The organism is Pseudomonas sp. rhizo25, from assembly GCF_031931935.1.
In the GTDB taxonomy this organism is placed as follows: domain Bacteria; phylum Pseudomonadota; class Gammaproteobacteria; order Pseudomonadales; family Pseudomonadaceae; genus Aquipseudomonas; species Aquipseudomonas synxantha.
Genome location: NZ_JAUJXA010000007.1, coordinates 93,525 through 109,452 on the forward strand (window position 1 = coordinate 93,525; position 15,928 = coordinate 109,452).

19 protein-coding genes and 1 pseudogene are annotated in these 15,928 nt (G+C 58.7%); 11 read left to right on the forward strand and 9 right to left on the reverse strand.

Going from position 1 to position 15,928, the window contains the following annotated elements:
• Positions 1 to 96 precede the first annotated feature (96 nt).
• A complete protein-coding gene (locus QZR30_RS17200) occupies positions 97 to 408 on the reverse strand; it encodes a DUF6124 family protein (RefSeq protein ID WP_059397675.1) in 312 nt (103 codons plus the stop codon).
• Between the two features lie 474 nt (positions 409 to 882).
• Here QZR30_RS17200 and QZR30_RS17205 point away from each other — a divergent pair, with 474 nt between their 5' ends.
• Entirely contained in the window at positions 883 to 1,134 is a 252-nt protein-coding gene (locus QZR30_RS17205; protein ID WP_046069638.1) for a hypothetical protein, read from the forward strand.
• Positions 1,135 to 1,241: 107 nt separating this feature from the next.
• On the opposite strand, the gene QZR30_RS17215 is transcribed toward QZR30_RS17205, so the two are convergent.
• Entirely contained in the window at positions 1,242 to 1,703 is a 462-nt protein-coding gene (locus QZR30_RS17215) for an Lrp/AsnC family transcriptional regulator (protein WP_005791661.1), read from the reverse strand.
• A gap of 160 nt (positions 1,704 to 1,863) precedes the next feature.
• Here QZR30_RS17215 and yedA point away from each other — a divergent pair, with 160 nt between their 5' ends.
• The 4 genes from yedA to QZR30_RS17235 all read left to right on the forward strand — a co-directional run bounded on the left by yedA (position 1,864) and on the right by QZR30_RS17235 (position 5,237).
• Entirely contained in the window at positions 1,864 to 2,760 is an 897-nt protein-coding gene (gene yedA, locus QZR30_RS17220; RefSeq protein ID WP_046069637.1) for a drug/metabolite exporter YedA, read from the forward strand.
• A 48-nt stretch (positions 2,761 to 2,808) separates the two neighbouring features.
• Complete coding sequence (locus QZR30_RS17225) at positions 2,809 to 4,143, forward strand: DEAD/DEAH box helicase (RefSeq protein ID WP_046069636.1); 1,335 nt, start codon at positions 2,809 to 2,811, stop codon at positions 4,141 to 4,143.
• A gap of 176 nt (positions 4,144 to 4,319) precedes the next feature.
• The gene (locus tag QZR30_RS17230; RefSeq protein WP_046069635.1) at positions 4,320 to 4,820 is read left to right on the forward strand and encodes a hypothetical protein; all 501 of its coding nucleotides are present in this window, start codon (positions 4,320 to 4,322) and stop codon (positions 4,818 to 4,820) included.
• Positions 4,821 to 4,964: 144 nt separating this feature from the next.
• On the forward strand, positions 4,965 to 5,237 hold the full coding sequence (locus tag QZR30_RS17235; RefSeq protein WP_311903731.1) for a hypothetical protein: 273 nt from the start codon (positions 4,965 to 4,967) through the stop codon (positions 5,235 to 5,237).
• 85 nt (positions 5,238 to 5,322) lie between these two features.
• On the opposite strand, the pseudogene QZR30_RS17240 reads toward QZR30_RS17235, so the two are convergent.
• Positions 5,323 to 5,471: pseudogene (locus QZR30_RS17240) on the reverse strand (NAD(P)/FAD-dependent oxidoreductase); the annotation flags it as partial.
• Positions 5,472 to 5,628: 157 nt separating this feature from the next.
• Between QZR30_RS17240 and QZR30_RS17245 the strand changes: the two are divergent.
• Both QZR30_RS17245 and QZR30_RS17250 read left to right on the forward strand, forming a co-directional pair.
• Complete coding sequence (locus QZR30_RS17245; protein WP_046069633.1) at positions 5,629 to 6,141, forward strand: hypothetical protein; 513 nt, start codon at positions 5,629 to 5,631, stop codon at positions 6,139 to 6,141.
• A gap of 36 nt (positions 6,142 to 6,177) precedes the next feature.
• The gene (locus tag QZR30_RS17250; protein WP_046069632.1) at positions 6,178 to 6,447 is read left to right on the forward strand and encodes a hypothetical protein; all 270 of its coding nucleotides are present in this window, start codon (positions 6,178 to 6,180) and stop codon (positions 6,445 to 6,447) included.
• Between the two features lie 44 nt (positions 6,448 to 6,491).
• Here the strand turns inward: QZR30_RS17250 and QZR30_RS17255 are convergent, their stop codons facing one another.
• Together QZR30_RS17255 and QZR30_RS17260 are read right to left on the reverse strand one after the other, a co-directional pair.
• Positions 6,492 to 7,739 (reverse strand): TIGR03862 family flavoprotein, encoded by a 1,248-nt coding sequence (locus tag QZR30_RS17255; protein WP_046069631.1) that lies wholly within the window; start codon positions 7,737 to 7,739, stop codon positions 6,492 to 6,494.
• 170 nt (positions 7,740 to 7,909) lie between these two features.
• Positions 7,910 to 8,830 (reverse strand): histone deacetylase family protein, encoded by a 921-nt coding sequence (locus QZR30_RS17260; RefSeq protein ID WP_046069630.1) that lies wholly within the window; start codon positions 8,828 to 8,830, stop codon positions 7,910 to 7,912.
• Between the two features lie 76 nt (positions 8,831 to 8,906).
• On the opposite strand from QZR30_RS17260, the gene QZR30_RS17265 reads away from it, so the two are divergent.
• From QZR30_RS17265 to QZR30_RS17275, 3 genes are read left to right on the forward strand one after another with little or no spacing between them, the layout of a single operon-like run.
• The gene (locus QZR30_RS17265; protein WP_046069629.1) at positions 8,907 to 9,476 is read left to right on the forward strand and encodes a GNAT family N-acetyltransferase; all 570 of its coding nucleotides are present in this window, start codon (positions 8,907 to 8,909) and stop codon (positions 9,474 to 9,476) included.
• 38 nt (positions 9,477 to 9,514) lie between these two features.
• A complete protein-coding gene (tesB, locus tag QZR30_RS17270) occupies positions 9,515 to 10,384 on the forward strand; it encodes an acyl-CoA thioesterase II (RefSeq protein WP_046069628.1) in 870 nt (289 codons plus the stop codon).
• Entirely contained in the window at positions 10,381 to 10,980 is a 600-nt protein-coding gene (locus QZR30_RS17275) for an HAD family hydrolase (RefSeq protein ID WP_046069627.1), read from the forward strand. Before tesB ends, QZR30_RS17275 begins: the two co-directional genes overlap by 4 nt.
• A 26-nt stretch (positions 10,981 to 11,006) precedes the next feature.
• Here the strand turns inward: QZR30_RS17275 and QZR30_RS17280 are convergent, their stop codons facing one another.
• Genes QZR30_RS17280 through QZR30_RS17290 form a run of 3 tightly spaced genes read right to left on the reverse strand, consistent with a single transcriptional unit; the run spans position 11,007 to position 13,337 of the window.
• Positions 11,007 to 11,993 (reverse strand): alpha/beta hydrolase, encoded by a 987-nt coding sequence (locus tag QZR30_RS17280; protein ID WP_311903732.1) that lies wholly within the window; start codon positions 11,991 to 11,993, stop codon positions 11,007 to 11,009.
• Entirely contained in the window at positions 11,994 to 12,881 is an 888-nt protein-coding gene (gene ypfJ, locus QZR30_RS17285; protein WP_034117778.1) for a KPN_02809 family neutral zinc metallopeptidase, read from the reverse strand.
• A 45-nt stretch (positions 12,882 to 12,926) separates the two neighbouring features.
• On the reverse strand, positions 12,927 to 13,337 hold the full coding sequence (locus QZR30_RS17290) for a membrane lipoprotein lipid attachment site-containing protein (RefSeq protein ID WP_046069625.1): 411 nt from the start codon (positions 13,335 to 13,337) through the stop codon (positions 12,927 to 12,929).
• A 185-nt stretch (positions 13,338 to 13,522) separates the two neighbouring features.
• On the opposite strand from QZR30_RS17290, the gene QZR30_RS17295 reads away from it, so the two are divergent.
• Positions 13,523 to 14,401, forward strand: a complete 879-nt coding sequence (locus QZR30_RS17295) for a DMT family transporter (protein ID WP_046069624.1) — start codon at positions 13,523 to 13,525, stop codon at positions 14,399 to 14,401.
• Here QZR30_RS17295 and QZR30_RS17300 read toward each other — a convergent pair whose 3' ends face one another.
• Positions 14,402 to 15,736, reverse strand: a complete 1,335-nt coding sequence (locus tag QZR30_RS17300) for an MFS transporter (RefSeq protein ID WP_046069623.1) — start codon at positions 15,734 to 15,736, stop codon at positions 14,402 to 14,404.
• Positions 15,737 to 15,928 lie beyond the last annotated feature (192 nt).

A 15,928-nucleotide genomic window follows, 5' to 3' on the forward strand; every position in this document is an offset into this window, starting at 1 on the left:
GGGGCTTGCTCCCGATAGCAGTGTGTCAGTCAGCTCATCTGTATCTGACCCACCGCCATCGGGAGCAAGCCCCCTCCCACATGGGTTATGTGTCGCCTATCGAGGCTGTGTGCACTCCAACGCCTGGTCCACTACGCCTTTCGCCATTTCCACCAAATGCATCACCGCCCGCTGTGGCGCCTTCATCACCTCACCCGAGGCATGTGCCGTCTCCACCGCGCAATGCAACAAATCCGCCGCATGGGCCAGGGCGTCTTCGAAGCTCAGGTTGTCATTCAGGATAAAGATCGGCGCATCCGGGGCGGATGCCTTGAGGTAGTAGTCGATGGCGCGACGGTGGAGCAGGGCGTCTTCGCTGAGGAAGTCGGTTTTGGATTTGGGTGGATCGGGGGTGACTTTTTTGGCCATGGTGAAACTCCTTGCTGGAAGAAGTCGACACCGTTCGCTTGCACGCGAATTAGGGTGGCAACTGTGCGTAGGTGTGCAAGACCGGGGCAAGGATCCAAACCCAGCAGGCCCGAAGGCCTCCCACGCACAGCCGCCATAACAGGCATATCGGCTGAAGGTTTATTTATGATCTTGCTTGCCATCGGACTTGCACGTCCGGTCACCGAACATTCGATGACAGGGCGAGACTAGCTACCGAATCCGACGGAAACAAGGCCGTGGGATTCTCTCGGAAACGTCCCGCAAATGAAAGGGATCGATCTTGCTTGCCACTGAAACACCGCGCGGTTGATGGCGTTTTTATGTGTCGTCGGAACAGTCAGTAGGTTAAGTCCTGCGTTGCTGTCGGAGCGTTCCGGTTTTCCTTTTGCTCAAGAGGATTTCTCAACAGACCTTTAATCTCCGGCTCTCGTGACCATAAGGAAAATGAGTTTGATGCGAGTCGAAATCAGCGAAAAAGTCATCCAGCTATTCGTCGATATCATCGGTTTTATCGACCGAAGCGAAGTGACGGAGCAAACCGATTTCATCCATGACTACGACATCATTGATGACGACCTGACCTGCTTTGTCATGCAGATCAAGTGGCAGTTCAAGCTGCAAGCGACGCAGGAGGATTGGGATCGCATTACGACCATCGAGCAGATCGTTGATTTGATCGTCCAGCGCAGATCAAGCCCTTTGTAGGAGCGAGCTTGCTCGCGAAGAACGTCAACGGTGACGCTGGCGTCCTGAATGCACGCGGCGCTCTCAGGTCCTTCGCGAGCAAGCTCGCTCCTACAGTGCGCGGTAGGTCAGCCACCATTTTTCCCGTTGGCTTCCAACTGCCCCAACGGCACCCGCCGCTCTATGGCGCTGGACAAAATAATCGAGGTCTTGCTGAACCCGAACTTCGCTACCCGATTAATCAGGTCTTCCAGCTGCGGCATGGTGCCTACCGCCGCTTGCATGATCACGCACGGGTCGCCCGTGACCCGGTGGCATTCGGTCAGTTCGGGAATTTGCGCCAGGGCGTCGTACACCTTCTGGCTGCCGTGATTGGTCAGCCGCAGTTCAATTACGCACTGAATCGGCAAGCCGACTTTGGACAAATCCACCTTGGCCTGGTAGCCGGTGATCACGCCACTGGCTTCCAGTTTGGCGACCCGCTCGGCCACGGCGGGGGCGGAGAGGTTCACGGTGCGCGCCAGTTGCGCGTAGGAGGCGCGGCCGTCTTCGAGCAGAGCGCTGAGGAGCATGCGGTCGTATTTGTCCATGGTAAGGCTCCAGTTGCGTGTGGCTTTCGAAAGCACGGGTTATAGCCTTCATAACCATGTTTTGAAAAGTGTATGGGCGGTTTAAACAGGTTTTGTAACTTATGTTTAGCCACCTGCCTTTCTAGAATAAGCCTCCCATCTCCTGCCATAGAGCCGCCCAATGCCTGGCCCACGTCGCTTTCCCTTACCGTTGATCGCCGCCTTTTTTGCGTTGTATGTGATCTGGGGTTCTACTTACCTGGTGATCCGTATCGGCGTGGAGTACTGGCCGCCGTTGTTGCTGGCGGGCATTCGGTTTTGCACGGCAGGCGTGTTGATGTATGGCTTCCTCCGGTGGCGCGGGGTGCCGGCGCCGACATGGCCGCAGTGGAAGGCGGCCGGGATGATCGGCATCTTGTTGCTTACCGTGGGCAATGGCGGCGTCAGTGTGGCCGAACACATGGGCGTGTCGTCCGGCGTGGCCGCGCTGGCGGTGGCGACGGTGCCGCTGTTCACCTTGCTGTGTGGGTTTTTCTGGGGCGCGCGTAATACGCGGCTGGAGTGGGCCGGGGTGATCCTGGGCATCATCGGTATCGCCATGCTCAATATGGGCAGTACCCTGCAATCAAGCCCATTGGGGGCGGTCTTGCTGTTGGTGGCGGCGGCCTCCTGGGCCTTCGGTTCGGTGTGGAGCCGACACTTGCCGCTGCCCCAAGGCGCCATGGCCAGTGCCGCGGAAATGCTCGTGGCCGGCGTGGCGCTGTTGATCGTCAGCGCGCTCTCCGGTGAGCACCTGCAGGCCATGCCACCGCTGGAAGGCTGGCTCGCCCTGGCCTATCTGACGGTGTTCGGCTCGATTATCGCCTTCAACGCCTATATGTATCTGCTCAAGCACGTGCGCCCGGCGGCGGCGACCAGCTATGCCTACGTGAACCCGGCGGTGGCGGTGTTGCTGGGGATTGTGTTCGTTGGCGAGACCATTGGCCTGGAAGAAGCCCTGGCGATGCTGGTGATCATCAGCGCCGTGCTATTGATCAGCCTGCCCCAGTGGCGCAAGCCCAAGGCGGAAATAAGGTAAACTGCCGCGCATTACGCCTTTGCGCTGAATTTTTCCTACGGTAAACACATGACTTTCGCCACCCTTGGCCTGATCGAACCCTTGCTGCGCGCCCTTGAGACGCTTGGCTACCAGACCCCGACGCCGGTGCAGGCGCAAGCCATTCCGGCGGTGCTGGCTGGACGCGACCTGATGGCTGCGGCCCAGACCGGCACCGGCAAGACCGCAGGCTTCGCCTTGCCGCTGCTGCAATTGCTGACCATGGAAGGGCCGAAAGTCGCCGCCAACTCGGCGCGTGCGCTGATCCTGTGCCCGACCCGCGAACTGGCCGAGCAGGTTCACGCCAGCGTCGCCGAGTACGCCCAGCATCTGCCGCTGACCACTTACGCGGTGTACGGCGGCGTGAGCATCAACCCGCAGATGATGAAGCTGCGCAAGGGCGTCGACATCCTGGTTGCCACCCCTGGCCGCCTGATCGACCTATTCCGCCAGAACGCGCTGAAACTCAACCAGCTGCAAACCCTGGTGCTCGACGAAGCCGACCGCATGCTCGACCTGGGCTTCTCCGAAGAGCTTGCCAACATTTATCGCATGCTGCCGAAAAAGCGCCAGACCTTGCTGTTTTCCGCGACCTTCTCCGATGACATCCGCCTGCTGGCCGGGCAGATGCTCAACGACCCGCTGAGCATCGAAGTGAGCCCGCGCAACGTCGCCGCCAACACCGTCAAGCAGTGGGTGGTGCCGGTGGACAAGAAGCGCAAGGCCGAGTTGTTTGTGCACCTGATGCGCAAAGGCCGCTGGAAGCAGGTGCTGGTATTCGCCAAGACCCGCAACGGCGTGGACGCACTGGTGGATAAGTTGCAGGGACTGGGCATCAACGCCGATGGTATCCATGGCGACAAACCTCAGGCGACCCGCCAGCGCGCACTGGACCGTTTCAAGGCCAGCGAGGTGCAGATCCTGGTCGCCACCGACGTGGCAGCCCGTGGCCTGGATATCGAAGATCTGCCGCTGGTGGTCAACTTTGATCTGCCAATCGTGGCCGAGGACTACATCCACCGTATCGGTCGTACCGGTCGTGCGGGCAACACCGGTGAGGCGATTTCCCTGGTGTGTGCCGACGAGGTCAACATGCTCTCGGCCATCGAGATGCTGACCCGCCAGACCTTGAGCCGCAAGATGGAACCGGACTTCGAACCCGAGCACCGCGTGCCCGACACCGATGCCAGTGGGCAAGTGGTCAAGAAACCGAAAAAACCGAAGAAGCCTAAAACGTCCGGTAGTGGCGGCAAGCGCAACCTGGGTAAGTGGGTGGACAGTGGTGATGTGGCGCCGGCTGAGCCGTCGATCAAGCCGGTGCGCAAGGTGCCAGTGTTCAATACCGGGCCGCGCAAGAAGAAGTAAAGGTTTTATAAGGGTTGGCGCACAGAGTGGGCGGGGCAATCCCGTCCACTGCGGATGGAATCTTCTTGTAATTTTTTTCCGCGTGGTAAAACTGAACTCAAAACGCTCGATCACCACTCAGGTAGGCGTCAGGAAACTGACCGTTAATCAGCAGCCTTTGAGTGGAGGTAATTGATATGGAATTTGCGGCTTCTTTTGCATCGCTATCCTTCAGGCCGGGAGAGGAAACCTTCGGGCAGTACATGAGGCGCGCAGCACAAACGCATAGAGACACTGCTGCCGCGTCAGAGAGGAGTCATGAGGCGCGTATCAGCGCGCTGGAGAAAGAGCTGACCGATATTAAGAAAACCCAACCAGAGGCTTATGCGCACCAAATCAGGTTGTATAAAGAATTGGCTTCTTTGCAGCAGCATCATGTCGGCGTAAATTCTCACGAAACCTTGCCGCTGAATCAGGTTATCAAAGAGGTTGAATATAAGAGCCAGGACAAGGGGCTAGCTCTCAGTCGCGGCTTCAAAGTTGAGCAGGAGAGTTTGAAAGATCAACCCGTGGCGCTTGAAGCTGCGCACCGCACTTATATAGACGCACTGTCGGTAGCCCTGCCAGAAGGTGACGAATTTTTACGAAGGGAACTGGAAGGGTTTGAGCAGAAGTACCCCGATTCCCAAGCTATTTAAGTGCAGCAAATTAAAACTATAGAGAAATGCTTCAACGTAAATTGCGCGGCTCTAAAATATGGTTGAGCTACTAATTAAAGATTTTTCATAGAAGGCTGTCAGAGTTTTCGGCGTTTTAGACATATCTGCCAAGGGGGGAAGTACGTGTTGGAGAATATCCGTAGAACTTATGGTGTACTGCAAGAGTTGCCCAGTGAGCTCGAAGTGCCTGAGCTCGACAGCAAAGCGAAGGACGACAATACCTCATGCCGCGTTTCAAATAAGAAAGTTGTAGAGCGACTTTCAGCGCAGGAGCAACTCACCACCTCCTTGCTAGCCTTGCAACGCGCCGCGCAGTCGATAGAAAATGATCTGTCCAGGCGACAGACCAGTTATCAGCGCCATATTCATGGCAGGCTGAGAAGCCAGTTTTTATAAGCATTAAGGCAGGTGGCTGAAGGACGAGCCTTCAACTCAAGTTAATACAGGTTCAGCCACCTGACGCCTCCAGCCATGCCAGTATTCACTGTCCGCTCATGTACCCACTGGCAAAGCACCCCGTTAACAAATACCCACCGGTCGGCGCTTCCCAATCGAGCATTTCCCCGCACAAAACACGCCAGGCACTTGCTTGAGCATCAGTCGTTCATCCAATGCTTCAAAGGGCACGCCGCGCCCTTTCGTTGAGGCTGAGACATTTTTTTTATGATTTGCCCGGAAACTTTTCGTAATGAGTAATTTCTTCTTTCTTGGAACTGCCTTTCGCTGGTTCCCACATATAAAAGGCAAAAAGGCTGTATGAAAATAAACTTCTAATTAGGTGGTGAATATGGCATTTCCAGTACTTCCGGTTGTATTTGCAGCGCTAGTGGCAACGGGGCTTGTAGTTGATACTCTCAATGTAGAATCAGCAAAGTCCGACGCCGAAAAAGAAGCAAATGCCAAAGCGAATCAAGAGAAAATTGATGAATTGACGTCAAAGGTAATGGAGCACGCTGAAGCAGGGCGGCTTTTTCCTGCTCATAGGGCCAATAGGGATTATGTGAACTATGTGAAGGATAATTACAATTTATCGCCAGAGCTCGAGCAGCAGCTTGATGCTGTTCTTGACGATAGCTTGAAAGCCGCTCAGGCTAAATATCAAGAATTGAAGGCTGAGTATCAGGAACGGTCAAAAGAGCTTGAGTTTGATGATGACGGTCATAATCTTTTTAAGCTTCAAGAGGAGATGCTTGGCAAGTTTGAGGGGTTGTTAGGTGCAGGCGCGCCGCAACTTAAAGTTATTGAGGAGTCCTTTGGCGTGAACTACTCGTTTCACAAGTATGGGTGGGCAACTAATTAAGGTTTTTGATGTGTGTGCAAGGGGAAGGATGACGTATTGAAGAAGGTCCCTAAAATGTACCATGTGCGACAAGAGCTTCCTGATGAGCTTGATGTTCCTGAGCCCGAGAGTATAGCGAAGGACTATGGTGCATCGTTTCGCGTTTCAAATAAGAGTGCCGAAGAGCGGCTTCCGGTTGATGAGCATCTCCTCAACTCCCTGCGCGTCTTGCAACGGTCTGTGCAGCCGGTAGCAGTCGATTTATCCAAGCGCCAGAGCCGGTATCAGCGTTACGTTCATGGCGGGCTGAGAAGGCAGTTTTTATAAGTATCAAAGCAGGTGGCTCAAGGAGGAGCATCCTTCAACTCAAGTTAAAAACAGATTCGGTTACCTGAAGCATTCAGCCATGCCAATATTCCTTGCCCGCTCATATGCCCACTGGCAAAACACCCCGTTAATAAATACCCACCGGTCGGCGCTTCCCAATCGAGCATTTCCCCCGCACAAAACACGCCAGGCACTTGCTTGAGCATCAGTCGTTCATCCAATGCTTCAAAGGGCACGCCGCCAGCGGTGCTGATCGCTTCATCCATTGGTCGCGTCTTCACTAACGTCAGCGGCAGCGCCTTGATATCCACAGCCAATTGCGCCGGATCATTGAAATGTTCAGTCGGCGCCAACTCGCGCAACAGCGCCGCCTTGACCCCGTCCAAGCCCAACTGACTGTGCAAATGCTTGCTCATCGACCGCGAGCCCCGTGGCTTGGCCAATGCCGCCTGCACCTTGTCCAGCGGCTTGCTCGGCAGCAGGTCGATATGCACCGTGGCCGAACCGTTGCGGTTGATCGCTTCACGAATGGGCGCCGACAACGCGTAAATCAAACTGCCTTCGATGCCGGTGGCGGTGATCACGCATTCACCCAGCCGAGGCGGGTCATCGGCCAGGCCAATGGCGACGTTTTTCAACGGCGCACCAGCAAATTTGCTGACCAGCAGCTCACTCCAGGTCGACACGTCGAAACCGCAGTTGCTCGGTTGCAAGCGCACATAGGGCACGCCTTTATCTTCCAGCAGCTTGAGCCAGGCACCATCAGAACCTAGACGCGACCAACTGCCTCCGCCCAGGGCCAGCAACACCGCATCGCTGTGGACAACTTTGTCGCCGTCCGGGCTGTGGATAAGTAAACCGCCTTCGGCATTCCAGCCTAGCCAACGATGGCGCGTGTGGATAACCACGCCTTGATCGCGCAGGCGTTTAAGCCACGCTCGCAGAAGGGGAGCGGCTTTCATGTCGGTAGGAAACACACGCCCGGAAGTGCCGATAAAAGTTTCGATGCCCAGGCCATGAATCCATTCGCACAACGCTTGGGCCCCGAACGCCCGCAGCAACGGCGCCATATGCGGCGCGCGTTCGGCGTAGCGGGAGACAAACGCCGGATAGTCCTCGGAGTGGGTAATGTTCATCCCGCCCACGCCCGCCAGCAGGAATTTGCGCCCCACCGAGGGCATGCCGTCGTACAGATCCACACCCACGCCTGCCTGGCTCAAGACTTCGGCGGCCATCAGCCCGGCAGGGCCACCGCCGATAATGGTGACATGTTGAGAAGAGGTCTTGGGCATGGCAGGGCTACGGTCGCTTGAATAGGCCAAGCATTCTACCCGACGACGGCGCAGCTGCCTGATCAAAAAACGTACACTTTCCTACAGGCTATACGGCTACTAGCTTGCAGGTGCTTACGCTCAAGTTATCCACAGGCCATTCCACAGCCATTGTGGGTAACGCTCACGGTTCAGTGACAACCTGATGACGTCCATACCCGCTGGGCGCTGTGATGCAGGATGCCGTGGCGGCGAGCCAGGGCTGGGCGGTCCTTGCTATAGCCGCCGCCGATTACGCCCATCACTGGAATGTCACGGCCCAGACAGTGGCGCATCACGCTTTCATCGCGGGCGGCGACACCTTCATCCGTCAGCTTGAGGTACCCGAGGGCGTCATCCTTGTGCACATCCACGCCAGCGTCGTATAGCACCAGGTCGGGCTGGTAGAGCGGCAGCAGGTAGTTGAGCGTATCGTCCACCACTTTGAGGTAGTCGGCATCGCCCATGCCCATAGGCAACGGGATGTCCCAGTCGCTCTGGGCCTTGCGCGCCGGGAAGTTCTTTTCGCAGTGCAGCGATACGGTGATGGCGTCCGGCGTGTCGTGGAGGATGCGTGCGGTGCCGTCGCCCTGGTGCACGTCGCAATCGAAGATCAGCACGCGATTGACCCGACCGCTGGCCAGCAGGTAATGGCTGATCACTGCCAGGTCATTGAAGATGCAGAAGCCCGCAGGGTAATCGTAGTGGGCGTGATGGGTGCCGCCGGCCAAATGGCAGGCCAGGCCATGTTCAAGGGCCTGCTCTGCAGCCAATATCGAGCCGCCAACCGCACGCACGGTGCGCCGCGCGAGGGCTTCGCTCCAGGGCAGGCCGAGGCGGCGTTGATCTTCGCGGGCCAATTGGCCGCTCATGTAGCGTTCGATATACCCAGGTTCATGGGCCAGCGCGAGGATGTCCGCTGGGCAAAGCTGCGGGCGTAGAAGATGGCTGTCCTCAGTAAGGCCAGTATCCACCAGGTGGTCGCGCAGCAGGCGAAACTTGTCCATGGGGAACCGGTGGTCTGCCGGGAACTCAGGGCTGTAGTCTTCGTGGTAGATCAATGGCAAAGGCATGGGATTTTCTGACGGGAACCTGCGAAGGATCTTAACAGCGCTGTACACTCACGCACATGGCAAGGGAGGGGGACCCATGGAGCCGATATTGCAATTGGAAAGTGCACGCCTGTTGATGCGCCAGTGGCGCGACAGCGACCTGCCGGACTTTGCGCGCATGTGCGCCGACCCGCAAGTGATGCGCTATTTTCCGGCCAGGTTGAGCCATTTGGAAAGCGCCGCATTGATCGGCCGCATTCGCGGGCATTTTGCGGAATACGGCTTCGGTTTTTGGGCGTTGCAGCGCAAGGATACGGGTGAATTTATCGGCCTGACAGGCCTGCAAAATGTCAGCTTCGAAGCCGGCTTTACCCCCGCGGTGGAAATCGGCTGGCGCCTGGCCCGCGAACACTGGGGCCTGGGCTACGCCAGTGAAGCTGCATGGACCGCGTTGCGTTGCGGCTTTGACCGCTTGCAACTGGATGAGATTGTGGCCTTCACCACGCAAGCCAATCTGCCCTCACAAAAAGTCATGCAGGCCATCGGTATGCATTACGATCCGCAGGCAGATTTTGAACACCCCAAGGTCGCAGCCGATGACCCGCTGCGCCCTCATGTTTTGTACCGCATCACCCGCGCCCAATGGTTGGACACGCTGCATGGATAAGCAGCCCGGAATGCCCTATTGATTGCAGGAGTTGCTCTATGAGCCAAGTATTGGAAGATCTGGTGGACTTGCTGACCCTGGAGCCGATCGAGGAAAACCTCTTTCGCGGTCGCAGCCAGGACCTGGGCTTTCGCCAGTTGTTCGGCGGCCAGGTGCTCGGCCAGTCGTTGTCGGCGGCCAGCCAGACGGTAGAAGAGGCGCGGCATGTGCATTCCCTGCACGGTTATTTCCTGCGCCCTGGCGATGCAGCCTTGCCAGTGGTGTATTCGGTGGACCGCGTACGCGACGGCGGCAGTTTCAGCACTCGGCGGGTAACGGCGATCCAGAAGGGCAACCCGATCTTTACGTGCACCACCTCGTTCCAGTACGACGAACAAGGCTTCGATCACCAGACCACCATGCCGGTGGTGGTCGGCCCGGAAAACCTGCCCTCGGAGCTGGAGCTGACCAAGCAACGTGCGCACCTGATCCCCGAGCATATGCGCGACAAGTTGCTGTGCCCCAAGCCCATCGAAGTGCGCCCGGTCACCGAAAAAGACCCGTTCAACCCGCAGCCGTCCGACCCGGTCAAGTACGTGTGGTTTCGTGCCGACGGCGCCCTGGCGGACTCGCCGGCGCTGCACAAGTACCTGCTGGCCTACGCCTCGGACTTCGGCCTGTTGACCACCTCGTTGCTGCCCCATGGCAAGACTGTGTGGCAGAAAGACATGCAGGTCGCCAGTCTCGACCACGCGCTGTGGTTTCACGCTGACCTGCGCGCCGATGACTGGTTGCTGTATGCCATGGATAGCCCGTGGGCCGGCAACTCCCGGGGCTTTTCCCGTGGCAGCGTGTACAACCGCGCTGGGCAACTGGTGGCCTCGGTAACCCAGGAAGGTTTGATCCGTCATCGCAAGGACTGGGCATGAGCCTGTCGGACGTTAAGCACTGGGTGTTCGACATGGACGGCACCCTCACGGTGGCCGTGCATGATTTTGCTGCCATTCGCGTGGCGTTGGATATTCCGCCTGAGGACGACATCCTCACGCACCTGGCGACCTTGCCGGCGCCGGTCGCTTCGGCCAAGCATGCCTGGTTACTGGAGCACGAGCGCGAGCTGGCACTCGGTTCGGTCGCGGCACAAGGCGCTGTGGAACTTGTGCGTGAGTTGGCCGGACGCGGTTATCGACTGGGTATCCTGACCCGCAATGCGCGCGAGCTGGCCCATATCACCTTGGAAGCCATCGGCCTGGCGGACTGCTTTGCCATCGAGGATGTGCTGGGGCGTGATGATGCGCCGCACAAACCTGATCCGGATGGTTTGTTGAAGTTGGCAGCGGCGTGGAAGGTAGCGCCGAGCGAGATGGTGATGGTCGGGGATTATCGTTTTGACCTGGACTGTGGCCGAGCAGCGGGGACGAAGACCGTGTTGGTGAACCTGCCGGAGAACCCATGGCCGGAGTTGGCGGATTGGCATGCCAAGGATTGCTCGGTATTACTCCAGATGTTGCAATCCAGAAAATAGAGATCAAATGTGGGTTTATTCAGTGATTATTGGGAAAACAACACCTTCTCTCCCTCTGGCGAGGTAAACATCTTATCCCCGTCATGCCCCACCCCCGGCACTTCCACCAGCTTGTGAGTCAGTTGCGGATGACGCTGCCTGAGGTAGTCAAAGTAGTTATGCCCACGAATCAGTCGGTACGCGCCCTGGGTCTCGGCCTCGCAGCCTTTATCCAACGCCGGGTGGTTGGGGTCGGTGTCTTGTTGGCCCAGCAGGTAGGTGATATCGCGTGAGACGTAGGCTCGTTCCAATTGCTGTGCGCCTTGCTGACCGACGTAGGCCGGCAGGTTTTGCATGCCGTATTTCCAGTCGTTGAAACCTGGGCAGCGGGTGACATCGAACGTCACCGGCCGCTGCGGGCTGAAGTAGGCGTAGGAGGAGGGGTTGGCCACCACATACCGCAGGCTGATGCCTTCGGTTTGCAGCAACGGGTGGTCATGGCCGGTGAGGGCGAAGCGCTGTACCACCTGGCCACCGCCGGAATGGCCGGCGACCACGATCTCTTTCAACGCCGGGAACAACTTGCGATTGCCCAGGTGCTTGATGATCTGGTCGAGGGCGCCATAGGCGCTGAGATGGCCAGGGCCGGTGGAAGGTTCTCCAGCCATCCAGTCGTTGCCCTGCCAGCGCAGTACCTGGTTATTCAGGTGGTTGCCCTTCACATCCGACTGGTTGAGAAATTGCGGCGCAATCACCAACGTGCTTGCACCAACCCCGGCATGTGCGGCGGCACTTTCGCCACTGTGCAGATAGGTCTGCGCATTGCGCAGGCGCCCATGCACGATGATCAGCGCGCGCGTTATCTTGGGCAACGGCTGGCGCCAGTCCTGGCTCACGCCGACACTGAGGTCGCCGGCCTCCAGGTGAAAACGATCAGGGCTGACCACCTTGACGCCATGGGCTTTTTCGACAGCCCAAGTGGCGGTGGACCAGCTGGCCAGCAACCCCAGCACTAACCCAAATCGCCTATTCATTCAGAGGCTCTTGGCGGTAAAGGTGTCGCATTGAGAGATCTGGCCCTGGGCGAAGCCGGTCTTGAACCAGCGCACGCGCTGGGCCGAGGTGCCGTGGGTAAACGAGTCCGGCACTACGCGCCCTTGGCCCTGTTGCTGCAAACGGTCATCGCCAATGGCGTTGGCCGCGTTCAGTGCCGCTTCGATATCACCCGGTTCCAGCCAGTTAAGCCGTTTCTGTGCGCGGTTGGCCCACACCCCGGCAAAGCAGTCGGCTTGCAGTTCCTGGCGGACCAGCAGGCCGCCATCGCCTTGCATCTGTCGACCTTGCTGGCGTGCGGCCTGGATCTTGGATGAGATACCCAGCAACGTTTGCACGTGATGCCCGACTTCGTGGGCGATCACATAAGCCTGGGCGAACTCGCCGGAGGCCTGAAAGCGCTGGGACATTTCCCGGAAGAAATCCAGGTCCAGGTACACCTGTTGGTCAGCCGGGCAATAGAACGGGCCGCTGGCGGAGGTGGCGCCACCGCAAGCGGAGTTCACCCGGCCACGGAACAGGATCAGCTTCGGGTTCTTGTAGGCCAGGCCGTTTTCCTGGAACACCTGGCCCCAGGTGTCTTCGGTGTCGCCCAGCACGGCCCGCACGAAATCGGCCTGCTGGTCATTGGCAGGCGGCGCCTGGCGCGGCTGGGTGCTGACCGACGGCGCCTGTTCCATCTGGCCGCTCAACTGGCCGAGGATCTGCATCGGGTCCTGGCCGGTCAACCAGCCAATGCCTACGATCAGCACGATGGCCGTCAGGCTCAGGCCCTTGCCGCCGCCAAAGCGCATGCCGCCACCGCCACCACCACTGTCATCGCGGGCATCCACCACGTTGTCGCTGCGTCGGCCTTTTTTCCATAGCATGGGAGCAATCCTCTGTGTGCTAACCGTGAGTGATTATGGTCGGTATTAACGGCAATAGCCTTCACCGGTGGCGACGATCAGGCAGTCTTTTTTATCCGCCAGCCATTTCAGGCCGGTGGCAGCACCGTCGCCAGCGCGCAACAGGTGTGGGCCGTCGGGGCGGGTGAAGGCGATACCGTCTTCGGCGGCTTCACCTTTGAAGGTGCCGGAGGCATCGGCATCGAGGCCGTATTGCATGGTGAGCAGGTAGTGACCGCGGCCAACGCTGTCGTCCTTGGCAATGGTCAGGTTCAAGCCTTCGACGCCGATCCACTTGCCGACCCATTGATCGGTCGGGGGCGTTTCCGGCACCAGGGTCGCCTGTACAGAGGGTGGCGCAGGTTTGGGCGCTTCCTTGGCTTTATCGCAGGCGGTAAGCAGGGCGACAGCAGACAGAACAAAGAAGATTTTTTTCATAGCGGCAAGGCCTTGATTAAAAAGTGTGCAACGCCGGGGCGCGCGTGCAGGGTTGGACTCGATTGCGGTGATTTAGTGCGCTGTTCGCCCACTGTTTGGTTATGCTCTTGGGGCAGACCCATGCCCGGCTGCTAGATTACTCGGTTGAGTGCTACCGCGTTGAACTCGCCACGCAAGAGAATTCCATGACTGTCAGTACCCCGCTTTCCGGCGTCAACCATCCCTTCAAAGGCATTCTGCTGATTGTGCTGGCGACGTTTCTGTTCTCCAGCCATGACGCCTTGTCCAAATACCTGGCCGGGTTCTACCCCATCGTGATGGTGGTGTGGGCGCGCTACCTGGTGCACACCTTGCTGATGGCCGGGATCTTCCTGCCGCAGTCGGGCTTGCGCGTACTGCGCAGCAAGCGGCCGGGCATGCAGGTGGTGCGTGCCTTGTGCCTGTTGGGCACCAGCTTGTTTTTCACCGCGGCGCTGCACTACATCCCGTTGGCGGAAGCCACGGCGGTCAACTTTCTCGCGCCGATCCTGGTGACGGCGCTGTCGGTGCCGCTGCTCGGCGAGCACGTGACGCGCGGCCAATGGCTGGCAGTGATCTGCGGGTTCGTCGGGGTGCTGGTGATCATCCACCCGGGCGGCGAACTGTTCACACCAGCGGTGCTGTTGCCCTTGTGTTCGGCGATGTTCTTCTGCTTCTACCAACTGCTTACGCGCATCCTCAGTAAGTTCGACACGCCCACCACCAGCAACTTCTTCGCCGGGCTGTGCAACACCTTGGTGATGAGTGCCATGGTGCCGTTCTTCTGGCAGGTGCCGAGCCTGTGGCATGCTGTATTGATGCTGGCGCTGGGGACCTGCGGGATGACGGCGCACCTGATGCTGACCCAGGCCTTCCGCTTCGCGGCACCGGCCTTGCTGGCGCCGTTCGGCTATTGCCAGATCGTGTTCGCGGGGTTGTTGGGCTGGCTGGTGTTCAGTCATACCCCCGATACGACCACGGTGGTCGGCATCGGGGTGATCTGCATGAGCGGGTTGGCCGCTGCCTGGCAGCAGCGGCGGCGTTGATCAGACGTCTACCGTCGGAATCTTGCGCGGCGCCATGAAGTACATCCACACCAGCGCGATGAAGTACATCGCCGGGATCAGGGTGAACAGCACGGTGTAGTTGTTATTGGTCACCGTGAGGATGTGACCGACGATCTGGGTCATGAACATGCCGCCAATGGCCGCGCACATCCCACCGAAACCGAACACCGTGCTCATCATGTGCTTGGGCGTGTAGTCCATCACCAGGCTCCAGATGTTGGCGGTCCAGGCCTGGTGCGCGCCGATGGCCAGGGAGATGGCGAACACCGCCACCCACAGCTGGCTGGAACCGGCCGCCATGACCACGCCGACAATGCAGCAGGCAAACAGCAGCATCGACAGCAGGCGGGCCTTGATCGAGTTCATTCCTCGGCCGATCAGGAATGACGATAGGATCCCACCCCCCACGCTACCGAAGTCGGCAGTCAGATAGATGATGATCAGGGGTATGCCCATCTGCGTCACGTTGATGCCCAGGTTGTATTGCTGGTTCAAGAACGGCGGCAGCCAGTACAGGTAGAACCAGAACACTGGTGCGGTCAGCGAGTAGGCAAGAGCGAAGGCCCAGGTACCACGCATGCGCAGGATGCGGCTGAACGGCACGCGCGGCTGTTCTGGCTCGACTTCCTGTTGCACGTAGTCCAATTCGGATTGTTTTACGGTGGGGTGGTCTTCCGGGTTGTAGTATTTCAAACCCCAGAACAACAGCCAGATGCCTCCGAGCGCCGCCATGCACAAGAACGCCGCCTGCCAGCCCCACACGTGCAGGATCAGCGGCAGCAGCATTGGCGTCATCATTGCGCCGACATTGGTGCCAGCGTTGAAGATACCGGTGGCAACCGCACGCTCGCCGGCGGGGAACCACAGGCGGGTGGTCTTGACGCAGGCCGGATAGTTGGCGGCTTCGGTCAGCCCGAGGATAAAGCGGCAGACCATAAAGCCCACCGCCGAGGTGGCCAGGCCGTGGGCGCCCGTGGCCAGGCTCCACAACAGCACGGCGCAGAAGAACACGCGCTTGACGCCGACCCGGTCGATCAAGCGGCCTTGCAGCACAAAGCCGATGGCGTAGCCGACCTGGAACCAGAAGTTGATGTTGGCGTAGTCCATCGCCGTCCAGCTCATTTCCTTGGCGAGGATCGGCTGCATGACGCCGAGGGCGGCGCGGTCGATGTAGTTCAGAGTAGTGGCGAAGAACACCAGGGCCAACATGCCCCAGCGCGTTTTACCTACGGCCAGGGCGCCGCGGATCTTGTCGCCGATGCCGGCGTGCGGGTTACCCGGGCGTGCGGCCAGGGTTGGGTTTTGCAGAGGCATGAGGTCGTACCCGTTTTTTGAAATTTTTATGGTGTGTTCTGGGTCTTGTTACTTGAACGAGTTGCCCGGTCGATGGTGCGCAGTGGTTAAAAAGTCGTCAATTCGCCAAAGGGGCATAGTGTTCGATAATCGCACCAAAAACTAACCGGTTCGTACATTTTAATTGCTGGGTGTAGGCTGGGGGCGAATAAT